The 23,641-nt window shown below is 51.4% G+C and carries 21 protein-coding genes and 2 tRNA genes; 11 read left to right on the forward strand and 12 right to left on the reverse strand.

What is annotated here, in order from left to right; all coding sequences use genetic code 11:
• Nucleotides 1-66: 66 nt before the first annotated feature.
• Entirely contained in the window at nt 67-2,130 is a 2,064-nt protein-coding gene (locus tag WKR14_RS10195; RefSeq protein WP_339087698.1) for a PhoX family phosphatase, read from the reverse strand.
• A gap of 253 nt (nt 2,131-2,383) precedes the next feature.
• Between WKR14_RS10195 and dmeF the strand changes: the two genes are divergently transcribed.
• The 3 genes from dmeF (at nt 2,384) to WKR14_RS10210 (ending at nt 5,882) form a co-directional block, all read left to right on the forward strand.
• Nucleotides 2,384-3,448 (forward strand): CDF family Co(II)/Ni(II) efflux transporter DmeF, encoded by a 1,065-nt coding sequence (gene dmeF / locus WKR14_RS10200; RefSeq protein WP_335917473.1) that lies wholly within the window; start codon nt 2,384-2,386, stop codon nt 3,446-3,448.
• Between the two features lie 13 nt (nt 3,449-3,461).
• A complete protein-coding gene (locus WKR14_RS10205) occupies nt 3,462-3,899 on the forward strand; it encodes a MarR family winged helix-turn-helix transcriptional regulator (RefSeq protein ID WP_101056666.1) in 438 nt (145 codons plus the stop codon).
• A 357-nt stretch (nt 3,900-4,256) separates the two neighbouring features.
• Complete coding sequence (locus WKR14_RS10210) at nt 4,257-5,882, forward strand: phosphoethanolamine transferase (protein ID WP_287591095.1); 1,626 nt, start codon at nt 4,257-4,259, stop codon at nt 5,880-5,882.
• Between the two features lie 87 nt (nt 5,883-5,969).
• Here the strand turns inward: WKR14_RS10210 and WKR14_RS10215 are convergent, their stop codons facing one another.
• Entirely contained in the window at nt 5,970-8,672 is a 2,703-nt protein-coding gene (locus WKR14_RS10215; RefSeq protein ID WP_339087699.1) for a bifunctional acetate--CoA ligase family protein/GNAT family N-acetyltransferase, read from the reverse strand.
• A gap of 68 nt (nt 8,673-8,740) precedes the next feature.
• Between WKR14_RS10215 and WKR14_RS10220 the strand changes: the two genes are divergently transcribed.
• Nucleotides 8,741-8,887 (forward strand): hypothetical protein, encoded by a 147-nt coding sequence (locus tag WKR14_RS10220; protein ID WP_335908547.1) that lies wholly within the window; start codon nt 8,741-8,743, stop codon nt 8,885-8,887.
• Nucleotides 8,888-8,898: 11 nt separating this feature from the next.
• On the opposite strand, the gene WKR14_RS10225 is transcribed toward WKR14_RS10220, so the two are convergent.
• From WKR14_RS10225 to WKR14_RS10235, 3 genes are all read right to left on the reverse strand, one after another.
• Nucleotides 8,899-8,975: transfer RNA gene (locus WKR14_RS10225), tRNA-Val, on the reverse strand.
• Nucleotides 8,976-9,013: 38 nt separating this feature from the next.
• Nucleotides 9,014-9,090: transfer RNA gene (locus WKR14_RS10230), tRNA-Val, on the reverse strand.
• A gap of 138 nt (nt 9,091-9,228) precedes the next feature.
• Nucleotides 9,229-10,605, reverse strand: a complete 1,377-nt coding sequence (locus tag WKR14_RS10235) for an MATE family efflux transporter (protein ID WP_101096438.1) — start codon at nt 10,603-10,605, stop codon at nt 9,229-9,231.
• A gap of 33 nt (nt 10,606-10,638) precedes the next feature.
• Here WKR14_RS10235 and WKR14_RS10240 point away from each other — a divergent pair, with 33 nt between their 5' ends.
• Nucleotides 10,639-11,256, forward strand: coding sequence for a riboflavin synthase subunit alpha (locus WKR14_RS10240; protein WP_224866292.1), 618 nt, complete (start codon nt 10,639-10,641; stop codon nt 11,254-11,256).
• 79 nt (nt 11,257-11,335) lie between these two features.
• Here WKR14_RS10240 and efp read toward each other — a convergent pair whose 3' ends face one another.
• The 6 genes from efp to WKR14_RS10270 form a co-directional block, all read right to left on the reverse strand.
• On the reverse strand, nt 11,336-11,899 hold the full coding sequence (efp, locus tag WKR14_RS10245; RefSeq protein ID WP_025010405.1) for an elongation factor P: 564 nt from the start codon (nt 11,897-11,899) through the stop codon (nt 11,336-11,338).
• Nucleotides 11,900-11,944: 45 nt separating this feature from the next.
• Entirely contained in the window at nt 11,945-13,141 is a 1,197-nt protein-coding gene (gene earP, locus WKR14_RS10250) for an elongation factor P maturation arginine rhamnosyltransferase EarP (RefSeq protein ID WP_339087700.1), read from the reverse strand.
• Nucleotides 13,142-13,218: 77 nt separating this feature from the next.
• Entirely contained in the window at nt 13,219-13,746 is a 528-nt protein-coding gene (fldA, locus tag WKR14_RS10255; protein ID WP_039033015.1) for a flavodoxin FldA, read from the reverse strand.
• Between the two features lie 54 nt (nt 13,747-13,800).
• Nucleotides 13,801-14,070 (reverse strand): LexA regulated protein, encoded by a 270-nt coding sequence (gene ybfE, locus WKR14_RS10260; protein ID WP_025010403.1) that lies wholly within the window; start codon nt 14,068-14,070, stop codon nt 13,801-13,803.
• A 14-nt stretch (nt 14,071-14,084) separates the two neighbouring features.
• Nucleotides 14,085-14,306 carry a DUF2788 domain-containing protein gene (locus tag WKR14_RS10265; RefSeq protein ID WP_039033014.1) on the reverse strand — a complete coding sequence of 74 codons (222 nt, stop codon included), beginning with the start codon at nt 14,304-14,306 and terminating at the stop codon, nt 14,085-14,087.
• A 99-nt stretch (nt 14,307-14,405) separates the two neighbouring features.
• A complete protein-coding gene (locus WKR14_RS10270; protein ID WP_234556793.1) occupies nt 14,406-15,182 on the reverse strand; it encodes an alpha/beta fold hydrolase in 777 nt (258 codons plus the stop codon).
• Between the two features lie 300 nt (nt 15,183-15,482).
• On the opposite strand from WKR14_RS10270, the gene seqA reads away from it, so the two are divergent.
• Both seqA and pgm read left to right on the forward strand, forming a co-directional pair.
• Nucleotides 15,483-16,037 (forward strand): replication initiation negative regulator SeqA, encoded by a 555-nt coding sequence (gene seqA, locus WKR14_RS10275; RefSeq protein WP_224866290.1) that lies wholly within the window; start codon nt 15,483-15,485, stop codon nt 16,035-16,037.
• A 37-nt stretch (nt 16,038-16,074) separates the two neighbouring features.
• Nucleotides 16,075-17,724 carry a phosphoglucomutase (alpha-D-glucose-1,6-bisphosphate-dependent) gene (gene pgm / locus WKR14_RS10280; RefSeq protein ID WP_286995833.1) on the forward strand — a complete coding sequence of 550 codons (1,650 nt, stop codon included), beginning with the start codon at nt 16,075-16,077 and terminating at the stop codon, nt 17,722-17,724.
• A gap of 70 nt (nt 17,725-17,794) precedes the next feature.
• On the opposite strand, the gene msrA is transcribed toward pgm, so the two are convergent.
• Nucleotides 17,795-18,274, reverse strand: coding sequence for a peptide-methionine (S)-S-oxide reductase MsrA (gene msrA / locus WKR14_RS10285; RefSeq protein ID WP_224866288.1), 480 nt, complete (start codon nt 18,272-18,274; stop codon nt 17,795-17,797).
• 296 nt (nt 18,275-18,570) lie between these two features.
• Here msrA and astE point away from each other — a divergent pair, with 296 nt between their 5' ends.
• From astE to WKR14_RS10305, 4 genes are all read left to right on the forward strand, one after another.
• Nucleotides 18,571-19,608, forward strand: a complete 1,038-nt coding sequence (astE, locus tag WKR14_RS10290) for a succinylglutamate desuccinylase (protein ID WP_101056656.1) — start codon at nt 18,571-18,573, stop codon at nt 19,606-19,608.
• Nucleotides 19,609-19,771: 163 nt separating this feature from the next.
• The gene (locus WKR14_RS10295; protein WP_101056655.1) at nt 19,772-20,950 is read left to right on the forward strand and encodes a thiamine pyrophosphate-dependent dehydrogenase E1 component subunit alpha; all 1,179 of its coding nucleotides are present in this window, start codon (nt 19,772-19,774) and stop codon (nt 20,948-20,950) included.
• Between the two features lie 2 nt (nt 20,951-20,952).
• The gene (locus WKR14_RS10300) at nt 20,953-21,930 is read left to right on the forward strand and encodes an alpha-ketoacid dehydrogenase subunit beta (protein ID WP_071476039.1); all 978 of its coding nucleotides are present in this window, start codon (nt 20,953-20,955) and stop codon (nt 21,928-21,930) included.
• Nucleotides 21,931-21,940: 10 nt separating this feature from the next.
• Complete coding sequence (locus WKR14_RS10305) at nt 21,941-23,545, forward strand: dihydrolipoyllysine-residue acetyltransferase (protein ID WP_165565106.1); 1,605 nt, start codon at nt 21,941-21,943, stop codon at nt 23,543-23,545.
• The last annotated feature ends 96 nt before the right edge of the window (nt 23,546-23,641 follow it).

Below are 23,641 nucleotides of genomic sequence, written 5' to 3' on the forward strand. Positions count from 1 at the left end.
GGGCGTCGTCAGTTTAGGCCGGTTAGTGTGAACCGGCTGTACGTTTTATTTAACGCAGCTATTTATTTAAATGCCAACTTCACCACCATCGACTTTGCGCAGCACCACGGTCGCTGCTCTTGGGCGAATGCTGGTGCCGATCGGTGTTTCCTCGGCGGCATTGGCAGAGACCGGCCAATTCCCCGGGTGCTGGATATTGGCAAACACCGAAGTGTAGTCCGGCGAGATAGCAAAGCCTGTGACTTCACAGCCATTGGGACCGACGAAGAAGCGCTTCAGCTCGGTTTGATTGTCGGCGGTAACTGTCAGAGGCTTGCCGTCGCCATCGATCATCTTGGATGGCACTATTGCCAGCATCTGGTCGTTGGTGTGCTCAGTCACCTCTTTGGCGCCATTATCTGTCTGGATCCACAGAATACCGCGGGCATCGAACGCCAGGCCATCCGGGCTGGCCAGCTGGTTAAGCTCAGTCAGACCGGAGAGGTTGGTGGCGTCGTCACCGTCGGCCGGAGAACCGAACAGGAAGATATCCCAGCTAAACTCGGTATCACTGGCACCTTCATCCCAGCGGATGATATGGCCAAAGTTGTTTTTAAGCCTTGGGTTGGCGGCATTGGCTTCTGTCCGCTTGGAGTTGTTGGTCAGGGTTAGATAGACACTGCCGGTGAAAGGGTCCACCACACACCACTCGGGTCTGTCCATTGGTGTCGCGCCAACCAAATCGGCAGCACCTGCGGTATTGATGATGATATCTGCCTGGCTGGCAAAAGTATCGGCCAGGGTCTTACCGTCCTTTGTCATGGCATCAAGGGTCAGCGGCAACCATTCACCTAGACCAACTTCGTTGAACTTGGCCACATAAAGGGTTCCTTCATCCATGTATTTGGCGCCGGTTGCCAGGCGGTTACTGCTGTCGGCATCCTTGGGATCCCAAAGCGCCGCCGAAACAAACTTGTACATATATTCGAAGCGCGAGTCATGGCCCGAATAGAATACCAGTGGTTTGCCTTCAGTCAGCTTGCCAAAAGCGCAGCCTTCGTGACGGAAACGCCCAAGCGCTGTGCGTTTGACCGCGCGGGAATTAGGGTTGTAAGGGTCGACTTCGACGATATAACCATAGCCGTTGTCTTCATTGCGATAGTCGTATATTGCATCGCTGGCCTTGGGGGTGACATCGAAACGGGCAAATTCGTCCAGGCGCTCTTCGGCATGACCGGCCAGATCGGCCCAGCCATAGCGGGTAGAACTACTGCTGACACCGATACGGCGTTGTGCTTGGGTCATCTCACCCTTATTGACGAAGTAGCCGGGCCAGTTCTCTTCACAGGTGAGGTAAGTTCCCCAAGGGGTATAACCGTTACCACAGTTGTTCAAGGTGCCGCGGGTCTGGCTGCCATCGGGCGAGAAGGCGGTTACGACTTTGTCTGTGTAGGCTACCGGGCCGCTGAGATCCATGGTGGAAGCACCGGTGAAGCGGCGATTATGCTTGTCATCCTTGACTACTTCCCAGTTGCCGCCGTTAAGTTTGATACGCACTACAGTCATGCCGTGAGCATTAATCTCTTTACGAACTTCATCGACCAGGGTTCTCAAGCCAGTATCGGCATCCACAGTTGGGCCGTTGGGGTGCAGGGCATCTGGCTCAATGTATTCATGGTTGATACACAAGAGGCCATCGGTTCCGGCCTCATTGAGCGGAAAGAAATGCATGCCGTCGTGGTTTTGACCCACAGAGTTAGCCTGATCCTGGGCGGTATTACTGCCGTCAGCCTGCCATTCGCCGGCTTTACTGTTCAGCGGAGTCCCCCAGGGTGCCAGGACCTGAGCGCGGTAACCCTCAGGGATAACCACTGCATCAAGGCGAGAACCTGCTACCGACTCAAAACCGAGTGTGACGTTGGATTGGCTGGGCGGAACCTGAGTCGGGGGGACAGGATCCGGTGTGCTAGAGGCGTTATTGTCGTCGGAACCACAGCCGGCAAGGCCGAAGCCGCCAAATGCAGTCAAGGCACTGACGCCCAAGCCACTTTTTACAAAGTTACGACGGGAAAGGTGCTTATCCAGTACCTGGGCAAAAGGTTCGTTCTGACTCTTGTTATAACGCGTCGGATCGAAAGTCGCCTTGCTCATAAGATTTCACTCCGTGATCTTCTATTTCATTATAGGAATTGCAAATGCGACGCAAAGACTAATGACGGCATATGACAGCCAGATAACTGAAAGGTGACACAAATAAGACATAGCCCCCATTTTGGGGATTAAATTGTTAGTTCTCTGGTTGTATTTGTGAGTTTTTCAGTCTCAAGGCTTGAAATTGTGAAAGGAAAGGGGGATGCTTTGCTCATCAAATAGTTTGAATGTCAAAATATAAGAGTGGCTTACTATGAGTTCAGAGTTTCACACCACCACGCGCTGGCAGCATAAGCATGACTTTACCCACCATAATGAGCAGGGAGAGAAGAGTACCAAGTGGGTGCTCTTGCTGACTGTGGTTACCATGGTGGCCGAGATTGTTGCCGGTACCATATATGGCTCTATGGCGCTGCTGGCTGATGGTTGGCATATGGGAACTCATGCTGCGGCATTCATGCTGACACTGTTTGCTTATTCTTACGCCAGGAAACATGCCAACAACCCCAGATTTGCTTTCGGTACAGGTAAAGTCAGTGTGCTCGGCGGTTTTACCAGTGCTATAGCTCTGGGGTTAGTGGCATTGTTAATGCTGATAGAGTCCGGCTCCAGACTCCTGTATCCGGAAGATATTCATTTTGACCAGGCGATTTTGGTGGCCATCATAGGTTTAACTGTCAATATCGTCAGTGTGTTTTTGCTCAAGGATCACCACGGTCATGATCATGGCCACAGCCACAGCCACAGTCATGGGCATAACCATGGACATACTCACGCCCATAACCACGACCATGGGGATTGCCACGGCCACAAAGATCATAATCTGCGCGCAGCCTATTTCCATGTATTAGCCGATGCCTTGACCTCCTTGTTGGCAATTGGCGCGCTGTTGGCCGGTAAATATTTTGGATTGAATTGGCTCGATCCCGTGATGGGAATTGTCGGAGCTGTTATCATCAGCCGCTGGGCTTGGGGACTTATCAGTCAGACCAGTCCCGTGTTGCTCGATGCAGGTGTTGAAGCCGAGTTCAGTCGCAAGTTGGTGGAACGGATAGAAGCCGAAAAAGATCACAAGGTAACCGATATCCATGTGTGGCCGGTCAGTGCCGATCATCACGCCGCCATGATCTCTTTGGTGAGCCACGCTCCTCACAGTACCGACTATTATCATGAGTTGCTGGCGGACTTTAACCGCATAGATCATTTAACCATTGAAGTTAATCAGTGTGCTGACTGCAATAAGGCGGCAACGCCGAGAGCCAATGAGCGTGAGCAAGTGAGCCACACGGAGGCAGGACATCACCACCATCATCATTGAGGTGCAAAAATAGATGAAACAGCAACAGCGGCAGGATTCGCTGCAACAGTCAATCAACCACGCCATTATAGAGTTTTATGAGCGTCTATCCTCCTGGGAGCAGAGCGTAGTCAGAGACCAAGGCGCTTCATTGGCGCAGATCCACACAGTGGAGATCCTGGGCGCTCACGGCCCTATGAAGATGAAGGAACTGGCGGAAAAGCTCGGTATTACCACAGGCACCTTGACTGTGCAGGTAGAGCGTTTGGTTAAGGCGGGCCTGGCCGAGCGTCAGCCCTTGGAAAATGACAGACGCGCCATCCAGGTATCCTTAACCGAAAAAGGCGAGCAGATGTTTAAGGAGCATGATGCCTTGCATCTGCAATTAACCCGTGAGATGACGGCGAAATTCAGTGATGCTGAGCTGGAGCAACTGCTTGGATTCTTCAAGCGGCTCAACAGCGAATTTTAATTGCGACTGTTTACCCTGATATAAAACCACAAAGCGCCTTTTCTGGGCGCTTTCTTTTTTAGGATATTAATAATCGCCGAACACTGATAGAGCTTGCGCAACTTACAATTGCTGGACATTTACGTGCAAAGCGGCTCTTGAGTTGTCAAATGATTCTTTTAACCTTTTATCCCGCAGTTTTAGCGTATGGTGCATCGCGAACTTTCCTATTGGCACAGAGTCTGAAAGCTTAATTCGGCCCCATGCGCGAAGTCGGAACCGATAAGGGAACCTTAAGATAAAATTGTTAGATTAACATTTAGTTAACCACAAGTTGAAATTGTTGGGTCTTGCGTCAATTTTAACCGTCATTTAGGAATGAGTGTATTGAATCCCATCTCTGTCAATCGCCTGACCTTTGTACTGGCACTGTTTTTTGTGGCCGTGTTCAATGTGCCTTTTTTTACTATAGTCAAACAGGGACTCGAGAACCAAGCGCATGTGGACCCTTTGTTTGTGGCGACCATTCCCATCTTCTTAATTTCAATCTTGGGGATACTGTTTTCCCTGTTCAGTTTTAAATATATTCTCAAACCTTTCTTTATTGTGTTGCTGCTGTGTTCATCTGGGGTATTTTTTGCCACATTCAAGTATGGCGTGGTATTTGATACCGGCATGATTGAAAACACTTTTCAAACCAACAGTGCCGAAGCCATGACTTATGTGAACTGGGCATCAATATTAAACCTGCTGTTGACCGGGGCGCTGCCTGCACTACTCTTGTATCGTATTCAGGTTGACTATAAGCCCCTAGGTAAGGAGCTGGTATATAAGGCGCTGTACATCATAGCGAACCTCCTCATCATAGTGGTGATAGCCTTTTTCTATATGCAGAACTATCTGGCTTTTGGTCGCAATAATGATGAAATCAAACGTTACATAGTGCCCACCTATTTTGTCGGCTCGGCGGCCAAATACATCAATCAGCACTATTTGCAAAAGCCGCTCGAATATCAAAAATTGGGTACAGATGCCAAGCAGGTAAAACCAGCCGGTGAAACTAAACCCAGACTGATGGTGCTGGTGGTCGGTGAAACCGCACGGGCACAAAATTACCAATACTATGGTTATGACAGGCCAACCAATGTCTACACCAAGGCGATTTCACCACTGGTATTTAAAGATGTCAGCTCTTGTGGCACGGCCACTGCGGTGTCCTTACCCTGTATGTTTTCCCGAATGAGCCGGGAAGATTATGACTCCCGCGCTGCCAAGGCTCAGGATACCGCTGTGGATGTGCTCAACCATGCCGGTGTGAAAGTGCAATGGTTTGATAACGACAGCGGCTGTAAAGGGGCGTGTGACAGGGTGGAAAACAGGTTGATAGCATTGAACGCCGACCCTAAGCTGTGTGATGGGCAGTTTTGTCAGGATCAGGTACTGCTTGATGAACTCAAACAAGCCTTGTTGCAGCCGAACAATGGCCAGGATCGCCTGATAGTGTTGCATATCATCGGCAGTCACGGACCTACCTATTATCTGCGCTATCCGGAGCAATATCGCCGTTTTACCCCGGATTGCCAGCGCAGTGACATTCAAAACTGCAGCCGCGAGCAGCTCACCAATACCTATGACAACACAATTCTGTATACCGACTATATCGTCTCTCAGGTGGTCGAGCAGCTCAAAGGCAGCAGTGGCGATTATGATACGGCAATGATGTATCTGTCCGATCACGGTGAATCCTTGGGGGAGAAGGGCATGTATCTGCACGGCTCTCCCTACGCCATAGCGCCAAGTGAACAAACCAGGGTGCCTTGGTTGGCTTGGTTTTCCAAGCAATTCAAGCAGCAACTGGGGCTGAATGATGACTGCCTGGCAAGGGAAGCCGCCGCCAAGAGTGTTTCTCATGACAACCTGTTCGATACGCTGTTGGGGCTATTCGATGTCAGCAGCAAGGTTTACCAGCCTGAGTTGGACTTGATAGCCCTTTGTCGCCGTTGAGCGAGTCTGCTCAAATTATCAAAAGAACCCGGCATTGGCCGGGTTCTTGGTTTTGAGGTGTGCTTGTTCACCTTCAATATAGAAGGGTTAGGTGTCCTTGCCGGTCAGTTCCATGTGCATCTTGATCAGGTGTTCTTCCATATCAAAGGTGACAGTAAAGCCAAGGTTCTTGGCGAGACTGGCCATATTGCGGTTTTCGAACATGGTGAAGCCGGTTAACACCTGAGTGCCCGTGGTGCGGTAGTAGTTAATCAGCTTCTCCAGCAGCAACTTGCCTATGCCGATACCCTGATGGGAGCTGCGAACCGCCATGGCAAATTCCGCTTCTGTGTTGTCCGGATCGATGGAGGCTCGCACGGCACCCAAGGTTTCCTCTTCGCCATTGTCATCTCTTATGGTGGCGATAAACGCCATTTCACGGGCGTAATCTATCTGGGTCAGTACCGCCATCTCTTCGTGGGTCATACGCGAGCGCACCCCGAAATAGCGCTTGTATCTGTCTTCATCAGTCAGCGAGTTGTCAAAGTCCAGATGCTTGGGTTCATCTTCCGGCAATATCGGCCGCAACATCACCTCAAGGCCATTACGCAGTTTGGCTTTTTCTTCCAGCTCTTTGGGGTAGGGTAAAATTGCCAGTCGGCCGGCATTATCCGTGACTTCCGGATTCAGACGCAGATTGACATCCAAGAGAGTAATTTTATCGCCCGCCGCCAATACAGGATTGAGATCCAGGCTTTCGATTTCGGGGCAATCGATAATAAGCTGCGAGATCTGAGTCAACATCTGGCACAAGGCGCGCATATCCAAGCCTTGGGGTAAGTGGCGATCGCGGATCTTTTGGGTCTTGAGTGCCTGGATTACCATATAGCGAGCCAGCGCCATATTCAGTGGCGGCAAAGCGACGGCGGCATCCCGGGTCGGTTCCCATTCGGAGCCGCCTTCACCGAGCATGATGGCAGGGCCAAATACAGGATCGCTTATTACCGCAACTCTGAGCTCCTGTGCGCCTGCGGTAAGTGCCATTTTCTGCACTATCATGCCCTCGACCGAAGCGGCAGGGTTAGCTGTGTGGACCCGTTCGACAATGGCCGCTGCAGCTTGATTGACCTCATTCGCTGATGTCAGATTCAGCATCACACCGTGAACGTCTGATTTATGCAAGATATCCGGTGATTGCACTTTTAATGCCACAGGGTAGCCCGCCTTATCGGCAATAGCGACAGCCTCGGCGGCATCTTTGGCATACCAGGTATCTATGGTATCCAAGCCATAAGCGTTGAGTATGTTGCGGGCATCATGGGTTTCCAGTACCCGTTTGCCTTTGGCAATGGCTTGTTGCAGTAAACTTCTGGCGGTAGCGCTATCCGTGGGAATCGAATCCGGTATCGATTGTGGGACTTCCTGCAGTAGTTTTTGGTTGCGGCGATATTCCACCATATGCATAAAGGCGCGCACCGCGCCTTCGGGTGTGCGATATGTTGGGATCCCGGCCTTGGAAAAGTGTTTTCGGGCCCGATAAGCGGCATCTTCCCCGCTCCAGTTGGTAAGTATACTTACCCGATTACGTTTAGGGTGTTGTTTGACAGTGTCAATCAAGGCATCGGCTATGGTGACGCTTTCGCCAAGGGCCGAAGGGGAGTGCAATACCAAGATGGCGTCCAGCTCATCACTGTCCATCAACACAGACAGCGCCTGGCTGTAACGCTCGGCACCGGCATCGCCTATGATGTCCACCGGGTTTTGTCCGGACCAGGTAGAGGGCAACAGCTGAGAGAGTTTCTCCACAGTGGTATCGGACAACTGCGCCAACTTGCCACCTTTGAGTACCAGTTCATCCACCGCCAGCACGGCGGGGCCGCCACCGTTGGAAAGAATACACAGACGCTCGCCATTGAGTGGGTTGAGGTGAGCCAGGCTCTCGAGTGCGGCAAACAGTTCAACCAAGTCGGTGACTCGTAGCATACCGGCGCGGCGAAAGGCGGCCTCGTAGACTGCGTCATTACCGGCTATACCTCCGGTGTGCAGTTTGGCAGCGTTACCGCCCTCGGCGCTACGACCCGATTTGATCACCAGAATAGGTTTATGCCGGGCTGCAGCTCTGGCTGCCGACAGGAAGTGACGTTTCTCATTGACCGAATCTATATAGAGCATGATGGCGCTGGTACGGGAATCACGGCCGAGAAAATCCAGCAATTCATCGAAGTCTATGTCAGTGGCATCGCCAAGCGAAATAAAGGAAGAGAAGCCAATCCCTTTGTTGTTGGCCCAGTCGAGCACTGTGGTGCAGATGGCTGCAGACTGAGACACAAAGGCTATCTTGCCGGGCAGCGCGCCTGCGTGGGCCAAACTGGCATTGAGGCCCAGAGGTGGCAACATCATTCCCAAACTGTTGGGACCGAGGAGTCGCATGCCGTAACGTCTGGCGTTACCTTGGGTCAGTTCAAGCAGGTTTTCGCCTTGTTCGTTTAATTCATCCGCCATGCCGGAGGCCATGATGATCGCCACTTTGCAGCCAAATTGGGCTAGGGTTTCCACTATTGCAGGTACGCTGGAGGCGCGGGTGCAGATGATGGCCAAGTCTGGTTTGATTGGCAAAGATTCAATATTGGGGTAGGCCAGCACGCCCATGACAGCGTGATACTTGGGGGTGACCGGCATAATCGGCCCGGCAAAGCCTCCCGAGAGCAGGTTTTTCATTACTACATTGCCTGCTCGTTTGTCGCGATTGGATGCACCTATGACGGCGATGGAACCGGGTTTGAACAGCGTGTGCAGAGTACGTTGGCTCATGGATTTCCCTGTCGACAAAGGACTTTGGTCTATACCCCATGATTCCATGGCCTGAGCAAGTAAGCAATATGCAAAAAGTAGGGCTTGATTTACAAAAAATACCATTCAGTAGAGGTGCTTACTCTTTTTGCGTGAATGAAAAGACAAGAGCAAGAGGAAATGCAAATTTGAATGGCGGGAAAGGGGAATTTCAGGCACAAAAAAACCTGCTTTAAGCAGGTTGATTTGGTACACCCGAGTGGACTCGAACCACCGACCCCTACCATGTCAAGGTAGTGCTCTAACCAGCTGAGCTACGGGTGTATCGCATGATTTTCATTTTTTTGAAAATCTGAAGATAGTGGTACACCCGAGTGGACTCGAACCACCGACCCCTACCATGTCAAGGTAGTGCTCTAACCAGCTGAGCTACGGGTGTACTGTGTTTTTTAGGCTGTCGCCCTCGAACGAGCGCTATATTAAGGGCGAGCAGCCGCTAGTTGCAAGTAAAAAAACAGATTTTTTTATCGAGTGGCGAATTGCTGCGCAACTTGCCGGGGCTTTGATCGTATTTGGTTTAATTCGTCGCCTCATCTGAGATGACGTCAAACTGCTTGCCGCTTTTCTGTATATATCTCAAGCGAATGGCAAAGAGTATAGCCGCTACGGTTAAACCGGCGATAAGCCCAATCCAAAATCCGTGTGCCCCCATAGCGGGTACCAGAAAATCGGTATACGCCAATACATAACCCAGGGTCATACCTACTGCCCAATAGGCAAACAAGGTGATGAAAAAGGCGCTGCGGGTATCCTTGTAGCCGCGCAGGGCTCCGGCGGCAACCACCTGAACTGAATCGGATAGTTGATACAGGGCAGCCATCAGCATCAGGCTGCCTGCCAGAGTAACCACTTCGGGGTTGTCGTTATAGAGCAGGGCTATCTCATACCTGAATACCACAGTTGCCACTGCGGTGAGCATGGCCAGAGAGAAGGCGATGGACAATCCCACCTTGGTCACCAGTGCCGACACATCGCTCTGGCCACGCCCAAGGTAATAACCGACCCGAATTGAAACGGCAATCCCAATGGAGAGTGGCAACATAAACACAATTGAGGAGAAATTCAGCGCAATTTGGTGCCCGGCCACGACAGTAGCACCAAGAGGTGCCAGTAAGAGGGCTATCACCGCAAACAGACTGACTTCAAAGAACAGCGCCATGGCAATAGGCATGCCCAGTTTGGTCATCTCAACAATGGTGTGTAAATGAGGCTTATGAAATGCTTTGAAAGGTGCCAGTTCGGCAAAGCGTTTATGCCACTGCATATAGATGGCCATGGCAAACAACATGGCCCAAAATACCAAAGCGGTAGCGACACCACAGCCGGCGCCGCCCATTGCGGGCATGCCGAAGTGACCATTGATAAAGATATAGTTGGCCGGGATATTCACCGCCAGACCGACAAAGCCGATGACCATGGTCGGCAGTGTATAGGAAATCCCTTCGCTGCAGCCCCTAAGCACTTGATAGAGCACAAAGGCCGGTGCACCCCAGAGAATGCCATCAAGATAACCTATGGTCAGGCGCTTGAGTTCGGGCTCCAGTTCCATCCAATCCAAAATATGTGGCGCAGATGCCAGAAACAGCATCACACCCAAGGCACCTGTTATGGCAATATAGGCAGCCTGAAAGGCAAGTGGCTGAATCGCCTTTTGGTTGTTTGCGCCATGATGATGGGCGAACATGGGAGTAAATGCCAGTAACAGGCCTTGAACGAATAAAATGGCAGGTAGCCAGAGACTGGTTCCGACAGCGACGGCTGCCATGTCGACAGCACTGACTCTGCCGGCCATCAGGGTATCGATAAACCCCATCATTGTCTGGGTAAGCTGTGCTATAAGCACAGGCAAAGCCAGTTGAACTAAGCGTTTGGCCTGAAAGCCGGTGTGATTCATGAAAGCAGCCCTAACAACTAAGCGAGTGAGAAAATGTTTACAGGTATTGTTCAAGCCAAGTGTGAAATCCTGGCGATCGAGAAAAAGCCGGGGTTAAATACCCTCGAAGTCGCTCTGCCTCCTGCCTTGCGCGAGGGATTGGAAATAGGAGCGAGTGTCGCCAATAACGGCGTTTGTCTGACGGTAACCCAGCTTGCTGATGATAGGGCGTTTTTCGACGTAATGGAAGAGACTCTGGCAGTGACTAATCTGGTCGGCCTTAAGGTGGGTGACAAGGTTAATATAGAGAGGTCACTCAAATTTGGCGCCGAGCTGGGAGGCCATATTCTCTCTGGCCACGTGCATACCCAAGCGCAGTTGGTGCAACTGGACGTCAGTGACAGCCATTACAATATGCAATTGGAAGTGGCTGAAGCCTGGTTGAAATACATTTTCTATAAAGGTTTTATCGGTATCAATGGTTGCAGTCTGACTATCGGCGAGGTCCAAGGCAATCGCTTTATGTTGCATCTAATTCCTGAGACTCTCAGGCTGACCAATCTGCAGGATTATCGGGAAGGGGATTGGCTGAATATTGAAATCGACAGTCAGACTCAAACCATAGTCGATACGGTTGAGCGCGTACTGGCTCAGCGTAGCCTGGATAATTGACTTACTCTAGATGAAGTGAGAAATAACTCAAATACAAAAAGCCAGCTTTAATGCTGGCTTTTTTAAAGAAAGTCTTTAATTAGACGCGTTTCTTGAATTCACCGGTGCGGGTATCGATTTCGATCTTGTCGCCTTCTTTAACGAAGTCGGCAACCATCACCTTCAGATCTGTACCTACGATAGAAGCAGGCTTCATTACCTTACCAGAGGTATCACCACGGGCGGCAGGTTCAGTGTAACCTACTTCGCGAATGATAGTAGTAGGCAGTTCTACAGAGATAGCTTTGCCTTCGTAGAAAGTGACCTGACAGATCTCTTCCATTCCATCAACTATGTAGTTGATGGCATCACCCATGTTTTCGGCTTCAACGTCATACTGGTTGAAGTCTGAGTCCATAAAGACATACATAGGATCAGCAAAGTAAGAGTAGGTGCACTCCAGGCGCTCGAGCTGAATATCTTCCAGCTTGTCGTCAGCCTTGAATACAGTTTCAGTGCCGGAACCTTGCAGCAGGTTCTTCAGCTTCATCTTTACCACAGCAGCGTTACGGCCGGATTTGTTGAACTCGGTCTTGAGTACAACCATAGGGTTGCCGTCAACCATGATAACGTTACCTGCGCGGACTTCCTGAGCAGTCTTCATTACGTATGTTCCTATATAAGCGGTTTTTCAATTCAGCGCAGAATCTTAGCCGGTTTTGGCCATTAGCACTAGCCTGTTTGCCAGATCTGCTTCATTTATTGCTTCAGCCGGCCATTTTTTTGCGTGTTGCATCAATGTCGGCATGGCAGAATTCAGTGCCAGCCAGCTTTGGCTGGCTTGGGCTCCCTGGCCGCAGTTGAACGCGGTATTCAGCGTTTGCCAGATTTGGGCGGCAAGGGGAGGCAGATTATCGCAGTATCGTGCCATAAAAGCATCCAATTTTAGCAGATGTGCTTGTTCTTCCTGCTGATAGATATGCCAGATAAAAGGTTTGGCGGCCCACTGAGCTCTTAAAAAAGAGTCTTCCCCGCGAACTATGTTGAAATCGCAACTCCACAACAGCCGATCATAGCCGTTTTGATCTGTCATCGGCAGGACTTGCACCTTGAGTGCACCGCGGCTGAAACTCTGGCCCGCTTGCCAACTGGCAGGATCTTGCCAGTCGACCTTGGGTCCTGAATCTTGGTTAAATTGCTCAAGTAAAGGCGCGATACAACTCAGGCTGCGCCCTTTGGGGACTAACAATTGAACCCGTCGCTCACTCTGTTGCCAAAGCTCAAGCAGCGCAGGTAAGGCTTGGGTCTCGTAGCTGAACAGGCTGATGAGGTAATCATCAGTGCCAATATCACTAAGCCCCATCTTTGCCAAGTGTGCCATGGCATGTTCAGGCGTTGCTTGCCAGGCATCACGCTCGCTAAACAGGGACTGCTCGCAGATGAGTCCGCCTGACTTTGGGGTAAAGCCCGGGAAGAAAAAGGTCTTCTTGACCCCTTTGAGCGCCGGCGAACTGAGCCCGTGGCAATCATCTATCCAGCTCTCGGCGCTGAGATAGTCCAGATTTATCCATTTCGGCGCCTTGGCGAGCTCTGGCAAGCTTGTCAGCACTTCCGAGGGTAAGTCGCAGGCAAAGGCTTCTATCAATACTTCGCCAGGTTGCCAGATTTGGGGGAGGGGAGCGCGCCAGTGGATGACTTCAACACCACCAAAGTGTTGACTGACAAGTGCCGGGTTTAATTCGGGTAAAATGTGCGCGAAGCTATTGAGGTCATCGACCCACAAACGTACTTCAATGCCATATTCGCCGGCCAGCTGTCGCGCCAGGCGCCAGGTCACGCCTATGTCGCCATAGTTGTCCACCACAGTACAGAAGATATCCCAATGACGCAGATTATCGGCTTGCATCTTGTTTCTGTTTCCTGAGTAATAGCCAATAAAAAGGCGGCCATATAGGCCGCCGGAGAGTTACCGGGGAGCGAATATCAGTCTTCCAGCTCGGCCAGGCACATCTCTTCGTAAATCTGCTTAACCCAGGCGTCGACACGCTCTTCGGTCAATTCAGGCTGGCGGTCTTCATCTATACCCAGACCAACAAAATGCTTGTCGTCAACCAGCCCTTTAGAAGCTTCGAAATTATAGCTGTCAGTCGGCCAGTGGCCAATGACTATCGCGCCGCGCTCTTCAACGATATCGCGGATCATGCCCATGGCATCAAGGAAGTACTCGGCGTAGTCTTCCTGATCGCCGCAACCGAAAATGGCTACCAGCTTATCGGTAAAATCAATCTGCTCCAGCTCAGGGAAGAAGTCATCCCAGTCACATTGAGCTTCACCATAGTACCAGGTTGGGATCCCGAAGATCAGCAGGTCGTATTCGGCGATCTGCTCTTTGGTGCTCTTGGCGATATCTTTCACCTCAACCATCTTCTTGCCCAGTTTCTTCTGGATCATCTTGGCTACAGCTTCGGTGTTACCTGTATCGCTACCGAAAAAAAGACCTACAGTTGCCATTGTCTTTCCTTTAATGTCTAGTTCGCTATTTACTTCGATCTTTCCTGACAGGGGCTAACCTAGCTGCTCCTGAAGGATCAATTCTATTAACTGGCTGCGGCTGATGTTACTGGCCAAAGCCTTCTCATTCAAGGCGTCATATAAATCTTGTGACACTTTTAACTCTATTCGTTTCAGACCCTTCGCCCGATCCCGCATGATCTGGTTACGTTTATTCACCTTGAGCTGCTGCTCGCGGGGCAGAGGATTGCTTCTGGGCCGTCCGCGGCGCTTTTCAGTGGCAAAAAGGTCTATGGTTGTTCTATCTGTTGCTTCTTTTGCCATTTGAAATCTGATGTTTAACCTATACCTGAGCCTTCCCAGGTCATTTGAATTATCCCCTTGACGACAAAGCCTGCACAGCCAAGGAAGAGTACCAACCAAACAATAAAGCGACCAAACTTAGGCACGTTACCCTGATTGAGTACATCCCTGATGGCCATACCGATAAAAAAGAAAATTGCTGCGAAAAACAGATCCAGTCCAACGGCTTCTATCTGTTGCATATACTGGTTCAACACGCTGCAGCCTCCCGGTGTCCCCTAGCCAAAAAGAGGCGCGAATATAGCATATTGGTTCAGGGGCTGCTACCGCATTTACCCTCAGCAAGGGCTTGGATATTAATCGTTACTGTCAATGAATTCAGACACAATACGGTTGAATATCGCCGGTTTTTGGGCGTGCAACCAGTGTCCGCACCCTTCCAAGGTTTTGGCTTTGACCTTAGGAAACTGAGCCACAATCTCTTCTTTGTAGGCGGCGGTCACATAGTTTGATTCACTGCCCCGGATCATCAAGGTGGGCCCTTGATAGCTAAGTTGGCCGCCGCAGCGTTCAGAACCATTATGCCAACCTATGATAGCCGGATAACTGGCAATCAGCCCCGGCAGATTCATCTTCCACTCAAAGCCGGATTCGCTGCGGCGTAAGCTCTTGAGCAGAAACTGCGCCGTCGCCTCGTCGATCTCATGATTTAAAAGATGTGCCAGCGCCTGACGTCTGTCTTTTATATCCAGCGGCATACTGCTCAGGCCGGCAAACACTGTTTCATGTCTCGGCGAGTAGGCCACAGGCGCAATATCGGCGGCGGTCAGGGATTGTACCCGCTGCGGATAAGCCAGCGCCGTTGCCATGGCAATCTTGCCGCCCATGGAATGGCCGACCAGATGCACCTTGTCTATTGCCAGTTCATCAAGCAGGGACACAAGCGCGTTTGCAAGCCCGGGATAATCCATTTGCGGCCAATGCTCGCTCTGACCATGATTGGGGCAATCGACTCTTATCACTTGGTGATTTTGCTCAAGCAGGGCCCCGAGCGATTTGAGATTATCCAAATCACCGAATAAGCCGTGGATCAGCAATACCGGACTACCGCTTCCGGTCGAGATAAAGTGCATACAGCCCCCTTCACAGTGAGTTTGTTGCCAGTATTTCAGCAGGGGGCAAATTCTGCGACAAAGGCCGGTATTTGACAAGGATGGATGCGGATTAAACATCGCTTTGGTTGCTTTTTCAACAAATTGCAGTGCAAGTCTTAGGTTTGTAAGCCAATTATCTCATTTTGGCGCGATTCAGCCTTCCCCCGCAGGCGAGTTATGGCATACTTTGAGCCAAATCTCGTAGTCATGCCCACGACTGCTGTGACGGCAATGTCATAATGGCTACATAGAACAAGTTGAAACTAAAGGAATCGGGCCATGAAATATATTGAGGTGGATGAGGAACTGTATCGCTTTATTGCCGGGAAAACCGAAAGGATAGGTGAAAGTGCATCGGACATTCTTCGTCGACTGCTGGGCTTGGATGCGACTGCTGTTGAACCCAAGGCTCCGGCTGACATTAGCCAGCCAAGCATGGAGCAGGGTTATCGTCCCAATACATTACCCGAGGCCGAGTCAACCCTGGACTTTGACAATCTATTCACCAGTGCGGCTATCGAAGCCCAAAAGGGTGCTGTTGGCCGTTTTCTGTTTGCCCTTGAATGCCTGTATAACCAGGATCAACATGGGTTTGAGCAGGTACTTCAGGTTCAAGGGCGCGACCGTCTTTACTTTGCCACCTCGAAGGAAGCGCTGCTCAAGGCCAGTAAATCAGCCAACCCCAAAGAAGTCGGCAGCAGTGGTTTTTGGGTAACTACCAATAACAACACTGCCAAGAAGCACACTATTTTGACCGAAGTACTGGAAAAGATGGGCTGCGATGGCGACAAGGCCAAAACGATAGCCGATCTGGCGCTGCCGCTTAAAGCGTAAATCTGTTTATCAACATCTGTCATCAAGGAGCACTATTTTGGCTATTCATGAGCGGGCCGGTAAAAGGGCCATGCAGAAGGATCTGGTTAATATTCCGCGGCTGATGAGCCATTATTATAGGATTGTCCCCAACTGTGATGATCCTGCCCAAAGGGTGTGTTTTGGCACCTCAGGACACAGGGGCTGCTCCTTCAATGGCAGCTTCAATCAAAACCATATCTGGGCCATTACCCAGGCAGTGGTAGATTATCGCCAATCTCAGGGGATTGAAGGTTCGCTCTATCTGGGCATGGACACTCACGCTTTGTCCGAGGCTGCTTATATATCAGCCATCGAAGTCTTGCTGGCCAACAATGTTAAAGTGGTGGTGCAAGAGAGCCAAGGCTTTACGCCTACGCCTGTCATCTCCCATGCCATAGTTAGCGCAAACCGAAAAGCCGCTGAGCTCAGTGATGGCATTATTATTACTCCGTCCCACAATCCGCCTCAGGATGGCGGAATTAAGTACAACCCGCCCCATGGTGGGCCGGCAGAAGGTGAGATTACTGCCTGGATTGAGCAGCGAGCCAATGATTATCTCAAGGCGCAGCTGGAAGGGGTCAGGAAACTCAACTACGGCGTAGCCGCCAGTATCGGACTCATCAAAGAAACCGATCTTATTGAACCCTATGTTGGCGATCTCGCTTCTGTGGTGAATATGCAAGCCATCAAAGATGCCGGCATTCGTATAGGTGTCGACCCTCTGGGCGGCTCAGGCATCCATTACTGGCCACATATTGCGCACCGTTATGGCGTGAATATCACAGTGGTCAACGACCGGGTCGATCCCAGCTTCGGCTTTATGCCATTGGATAAAGACGGCAAAATCCGCATGGACTGCTCATCGCCTTTTGCGATGGCAGGCCTGCTTAAGCACATGGATGAGTTCGATATCTGCCTTGGCAATGATCCCGACTACGACAGACACGGGATAGTCTGCCCAGAGACAGGGCTGATGGATCCCAATCACTTTTTGGCGGTGGCGATAGATTACCTGCTGGAGCACAGACCCGATTGGCCGCAGACGCTGCAAATCGGCAAGACCTTGGTTTCCAGTGGCATGATAGACAAGATAGTTGCCTCACATGGTCGCAAGCTTTGTGAAGTGCCGGTTGGTTTCAAGTGGTTTGTCAGTGGCTTGAGTGACGCCAGTCTGGCCTTTGGTGGCGAGGAGAGCGCAGGTGCCGCCTTCCTTCGGCGTGACGGCACAACCTGGTGCACGGACAAGGACGGTTTTATTCTCGGGCTGCTGGCCGCTGAAATCCTCGCCGTAACCGGCAAAAACCCAGCCGAGCGTTATGCAGAACTGGCTGCGATACACGGTCATTGCTTCTACAAACGGATAGACAGCCCCATCAATGCCAAGCAAAAGGCGCGTTTTGCCACCCTCAATGCAGAGACCTTGGGGGCAGAGACTTTGGCCGGAGACAAGATTGAGGCGGTACTGACCAAGGCCCCCGGCAATGATGGTGCCATTGGCGGTATCAAGGTGCTAACCGACAACGGCTGGTTTGCCGCAAGACCATCAGGCACTGAGGCACTCTATAAAATCTACGCCGAAAGCTTTGTCAGTGAGCAGCATCTGCAGCAGATACTGGAACAGGCGAGAGCTCTGATAACCAGCGCCCTAAAAGGCAAGCCGAACTGAGCTTAAGAGATTGCCTGCTGAGTAAAAAAGCGCAGCCGTGAACACAGCTGCGCTTTTTTATTCCCAGGGATCAATATTCAAGATGGCAACTGGGCAGGTTATTCTTCTGGATATAATCCTGATGATATTCTTCTGCGCGATGAAACTGTTTCACTGGAACAATTTCCGTCACTATGTGCCGACTTCCCCACTTACCACTACGAGCTAACGCCAGCTTTGAGGCCTCAGCCTGCTCTTTCTGCTCTTTGCTATGAAAAAAAATCACGCTCCGATACTGAGTGCCGATATCGCCTCCTTGGCGATTGAGACTGGTGGGGTTGTGATTACGCCAGAAAACTTGCAGCAGCTCGGTAAATGAAACCTGGGCTTCATCGAACTCCACCTGAACCACTTCGGCATGGCCGCTGTTTCCCTGTTTTACCTCTTCATAGCGGTTGATTCTATCATCACCGCCCATATAACCACTGCTGGCGTTTAATACCCCGGGCACTTGGCGAAAGAAATACTCTACCCCCCAAAAACAACCGCCACCGAATGTTGCTATCGCCATTGAATTTACCTCTAGATGTCCAGATGGCCAAAATTATGCGTGATAAGTTTTTCCGGCGCAAGTGGTGTATTTGTCGGAGTGGCTTTTTTGCTCCTTAGTTAGATAAGAACTATCTGAAACCAGTTCGCAAGCCTGGCATTGGATAGCTTTAGTCACATCACCAATTTAATAAGCTGTGGTACTATGAAATCTTGCTCTCTGGCGCTGGTCTCAACAAGCAAACGCATTGCAACAAGTTCCCAGGAGACAGCGTTAATGGAAACAACAGCCAAATCGGCAATAAGAAGGAGTATTTCGTGTTACAAGCCCTGAAGGATAATCCTGACTTCCTGTCATTGACTCTGAATAACCCCAATTCATTGGAGAGTATCAGTGGCACGCTTGGCGACCACACCCGGATAGCGATTTGGGACACAGGAGTCTTGCTGTTTGAACCTCTGAACAACCAGAGTGATAAAGATATCGTGTTGTCATCCGGGGTACACGGCAATGAAACCGCACCTATCGAACTGTGTAATGGCATTATCAAGTCGCTGTTAAAGCAAGAGATACGGGTAGGGCAGCGAGTACTTTTCATGTTCGGTAACCCGGCGGCAATTAACCGTGGCACTCGTATTGTCGATGAAAACCTCAACCGGCTGTTCAGTGGCGAACATTCCAATCCGCCCGGGCTGGTGAACCCGGAGCGGATCCGCGCCAAGAAACTGGAAACTTATGTCACACGTTTCTTCGAAGACGCACCACAAGGGGCAAGACAGAGGATCCATTACGATCTGCACACCGCCATTCGCGGCTCCAAGCATGAAAAGTTTGCCATCTATCCCTATCGACCAGGTAGGGCTTACAGCCGTGAACAATTGATGTTCCTGGAGGCGGCCGGAGTCGATACCCTGTTGCTGCATCACGAACCCACAACCACTTTCAGCTATTTCTCGTCAAATCAGTTTGACGCCGACGCCTTTACCATTGAACTTGGCAAGGTTTACCCCATGGGACAAAACGATATGACACGTTTTATCGCCACCCGGGAGATGCTGAGCCGTTTGATCTGCAAGCAACCGCTCGAACTCGAGGAGCAGGCGCTTGAGCGGGTCAATATCTATCAGGTCTGTAGGGTCATCAATAAGCAGGCCGACGACTTTGAATTTACCTTTGCCAGCGATGTGGAAAACTTCACCGCTTTCCCCAAGGGATATGTGCTGGCGCGGGAAGCGGGCCGGGATATTCGAGTAGAGCAGGACTCGGAAGCCGTGGTGTTTCCCAACGCCAAGGTGCCCATTGGCCAACGAACGGTGATCTGCCTGGTTCAGGCCACAGAGGTGCCATTGGCCTGAATTGTAAACCAATATATACGCGTCGCTCCCATGCTAGTTGGCAAAGCACCCAAGGTGGGAGTTGCTTGCTAGTTTACGTTAACGTAATGTTCGGAGCGCGTACTGAAAAAATCGGTAGGGCCGGTTTCGAGCCGGACAAACCCAGAGATAACAAGAGCACACTATGAGCAACGCAACAAAGATGAATGAGACGGTGCACCGGGTGAGTTTTTTGAACAAGGACTCGCTGCATATCCCTGTACTCAAAATACTTCAGGCCGACGGCACCACCTATGAAGAGGCAGTATTGCCCGTCATAGATGAAGCCCTGTCACGCAAGATATTCGATACCTGTGTCTTTACCCGTGTCCTGGACGAACGTATGTTGGGCGCCCAGCGTCAGGGAAGGATCAGTTTTTACATGACCTGTATCGGTGAAGAAGCCGCCGTTATCGGCAGTGCCGCCGCGCTGGATGACAAGGATGTGATCCTTGCCCAGTACCGCGAACATGCCGCACTGCGTTATCGCGGCTTTACCACTGAGCAGTTTATGAACCAGATGTTCAGCAATGAGAAAGATCTGGGCAAAGGCCGGCAGATGCCTATTCACTATGGCAGCCGTGAACTCAACTACCAAACCATCTCTTCACCGCTGGCGACTCAGATCCCGCAGGCATCCGGTGTAGGTTACTCGCTGAAGATGCAGGGCAAGCGTAATGTCGCTATCTGTTACTTCGGTGAAGGTGCCGCCTCTGAAGGTGATTTCCATGCCGGTCTTAATATGGCCGCAGTTCACAAAGCGCCGGTCATCTTCTTCTGCCGCAACAACGGCTACGCCATCTCAACCCCTACGGAAGAGCAGTACGCCGGTAACGGCATAGCCAGCCGCGGCGTTGGTTATGGCATGCACACCATCAGAGTCGACGGTAACGATATGCTGGCGGTTCTGGCCGCAACGCAGCAAGCCAGAGCCTTCGCGCTTGAAAACAACGCGCCTGTGCTGATTGAAGCCATGACCTACCGCCTGGGCGCCCACTCATCTTCCGACGATCCATCCGGTTATCGCTCTAAAGAAGAAGAAGCCAAGTGGCAACAGCACGACCCTGTGAAACGCTTCAAGTTGTGGCTGATCAACAAAGGCTGGCTCAAGGAAAGCGACGAGACCGAGCTGTATGAGAAGTATCGCGAGGAAGTGCTGGCCGCGGTAAAAGTGGCCGAAAAGGTTCCGGCACCAACTATAGAAGCCATCATAGAAGATGTTTTTGATCAGCCGACAGCGGCGCTCAAGCAGCAATTAACCGAGCTTAAGGCCCACGTTGCCAAGTATCCGAAAGCCTATCCTAAAACAGCAGGGAGATCATAAGCGTGGCACAGATGAATATGTTACAGGCCATCAATAATGCCCTGACCATAGCGATGGAAGCCGACGACAAGATGCTGGTTTTCGGTGAAGACGTAGGCCATTTCGGCGGTGTGTTCCGGGCAACTTCCGGTTTGCAGGAAAAGTTTGGCCGTGAGCGCTGTTTCAATACTCCACTTACCGAGCAGGGGATTGCCGGCTTTGCCAACGGCCTGGCTTCCAACGGCATGACGCCGGTAGCGGAAATCCAGTTTGCCGACTACATCTTCCCGGCGTTCGATCAAATCGTCAACGAAGCGGCCAAGTTCAGATACCGTAGCGGCAACGAGTTTGATGTCGGCGGCCTGACTTTCAGAACCCCCTATGGCGGCGGCATTGCCGGTGGTCATTATCACTCCCAGTCACCGGAAGCCTACTTTACCCAAACACCCGGTCTTAAGGTGGTGGTTCCCCGTAACCCCTACCAAGCCAAGGGTTTGCTGCTGGCCGCCATTCGCGATAACAACCCAGTGGTCTTTTTCGAGCCCAAGCGCCTGTACCGCGCCTCTGTCGGCGATGTGCCGGAAGGCGATTATCAATTGGAGCTGGGTAAAGCCGAAGTGGTTCGTGAAGGTAAAGATATTACTCTGCTCGCCTGGGGCGCGCAGATGGAAATCATTGAGAAGGCGGCCGATATGGCCAAGGAGGAAGGCATCGACTGTGAAGTCATCGACCTTCGTACTCTCGCGCCTTGGGATGTGGAAACCGTGGCCGAGTCGGTGAAAAAGACCGGCAGATTGCTTATCAACCACGAAGCGCCGCTGACCGGTGGTTTTGCCGGTGAAATTGCCGCTACCATCCAACAGGAATGTTTCCTGTACCTGGAGTCGCCCATCAGCCGGGTTTGTGGTCTGGATACGCCATATCCCCTGATCCACGAAAAAGAATATATGCCGGATGCGCTTAAAACCTTTGAAGCCATCAAGGCCTCGGTGAATTTTTAGGAGAGCCAGGATGATTAAAGATTTTATTTTGCCCGACATAGGCGAAGGTGTTGTTGAGTGTGAACTGGTGGAATGGTTGGTGGCTGAGGGCGATACCGTCGCCGAAGATCAACCTGTTTGTGATGTGATGACAGACAAGGCACTGGTGCAAATTCCTGCGCCTTTCCCCGGTGTTATCAGTAAGCTTTATTACGCCAAGGGTGAAATTGCCAAGGTGCATGAGCCTTTGTATGCCGTGGAAGTGGACGCTGCAGACAGCGAAGCGCCTGTACCTGCAGCCAGCGCCGATACTGCCGCATCGTCTAGCACTAACACTACGGCTAGCGCCGGCAGCCAGGTGGAAGACTTTATGCTGCCGGATATCGGCGAGGGCATAGTCGAGTGCGAACTGGTGGAGTGGCTGGTCGCAGAAGGCGACACTGTGGTTGAAGATCAACCCATCTGCGATGTAATGACAGACAAGGCACTGGTGCAAATCCCGGCGATGAAGGCCGGTAAAATCGTCAAGCTGCACTACCGTAAGGGGCAGTTGGCCCAAGTGCATCAGCCACTGTTTGCCATTGAAGTTGCCGCAGAATCAGGCAGTGCACCTGTGGCTCAAACCGCTGCAGCAAGTGCATCATCTGGCTCAACCTCTGCCGCCTCTCAAGACCAGACTCAAGCCCAGAGCGGCTCGCAAACGGCTGGCTGCAGTATGGTGCCCCAAGGCAAGGCACTGGCGAGCCCAGCGGTAAGACGTATGGCTCGCAGCCTGGATGTCGATATCGCCAAAGTGCCTGGCAGCGGCAAAAATGGCCGGGTCTACAAAGAGGATATCGAGCGTTTCCTTAAGGGGGCGACTCCTCAGGCACAAGCCCAACCCCAAACTTTGCCTCAGGGCCAAGTGCAAACCGGCACAGCGGCAACTGCAAACGACAGGGTAGAGCCTATCAAGGGCGTTCGCGCTGTGATGGCGCGGATGATGACAGAATCAGTTTCCAGCATTCCGCACTTTACTTACTGCGAAGAGCTGGACTTGACCGAGCTTATCGCCCTTCGTGAAGCGATGAAGGCCAAGTACTCCAATGACGAGCTTAAGCTGACCATGATGCCTTTCTTTATGAAGGCCATGTCGCTGGCGCTGACCGAGTTTCCGGTGATCAACAGCCGAGTGAACGCCGATTGCACCGAGCTCACCTATCTTGGCCGTCATAACATAGGTATGGCCGTTGACTCCAAGGTTGGCTTGTTGGTGCCCAACGTTAAGGATGTGCAGGATAAGTCGATTCTGGATGTTGCCGCCGAAGTCACTCGTCTGACCCAGGCCGCGCGCTCAGGTAGAGTCGCACCTGCCGATCTTAAAGATGGCAGCATCTCTATCTCCAATATAGGCGCGCTGGGCGGCACTGTGGCAACACCTATTATCAATAAACCCGAAGTGGCGATTGTGGCTTTGGGTAAGGTGCAAACCCTGCCGCGTTTCAATGCCAAGGGTAAGGTAGAAGCCCGTAAACTGATGCAGGTCAGTTGGTCCGGTGACCACAGAGTGATAGATGGCGGCACCATTGCCCGCTTCTGTAATCTGTGGAAACAGTATCTCGAGCAGCCGCAGGAAATGCTGCTGGCGATGAGATAATCATAAAGGCCCTGCAATGCGGGGCCTTGTTTTAGGTGTGTTTCGGGAGCTGCACTCTTCTTGCCTTCTTAAGGCAATGGCTTTATTTGATCCCGA

This window comes from Shewanella chilikensis (assembly GCF_037953065.1).
GTDB classification, from domain to species: Bacteria; Pseudomonadota; Gammaproteobacteria; order Enterobacterales; family Shewanellaceae; genus Shewanella; species Shewanella chilikensis.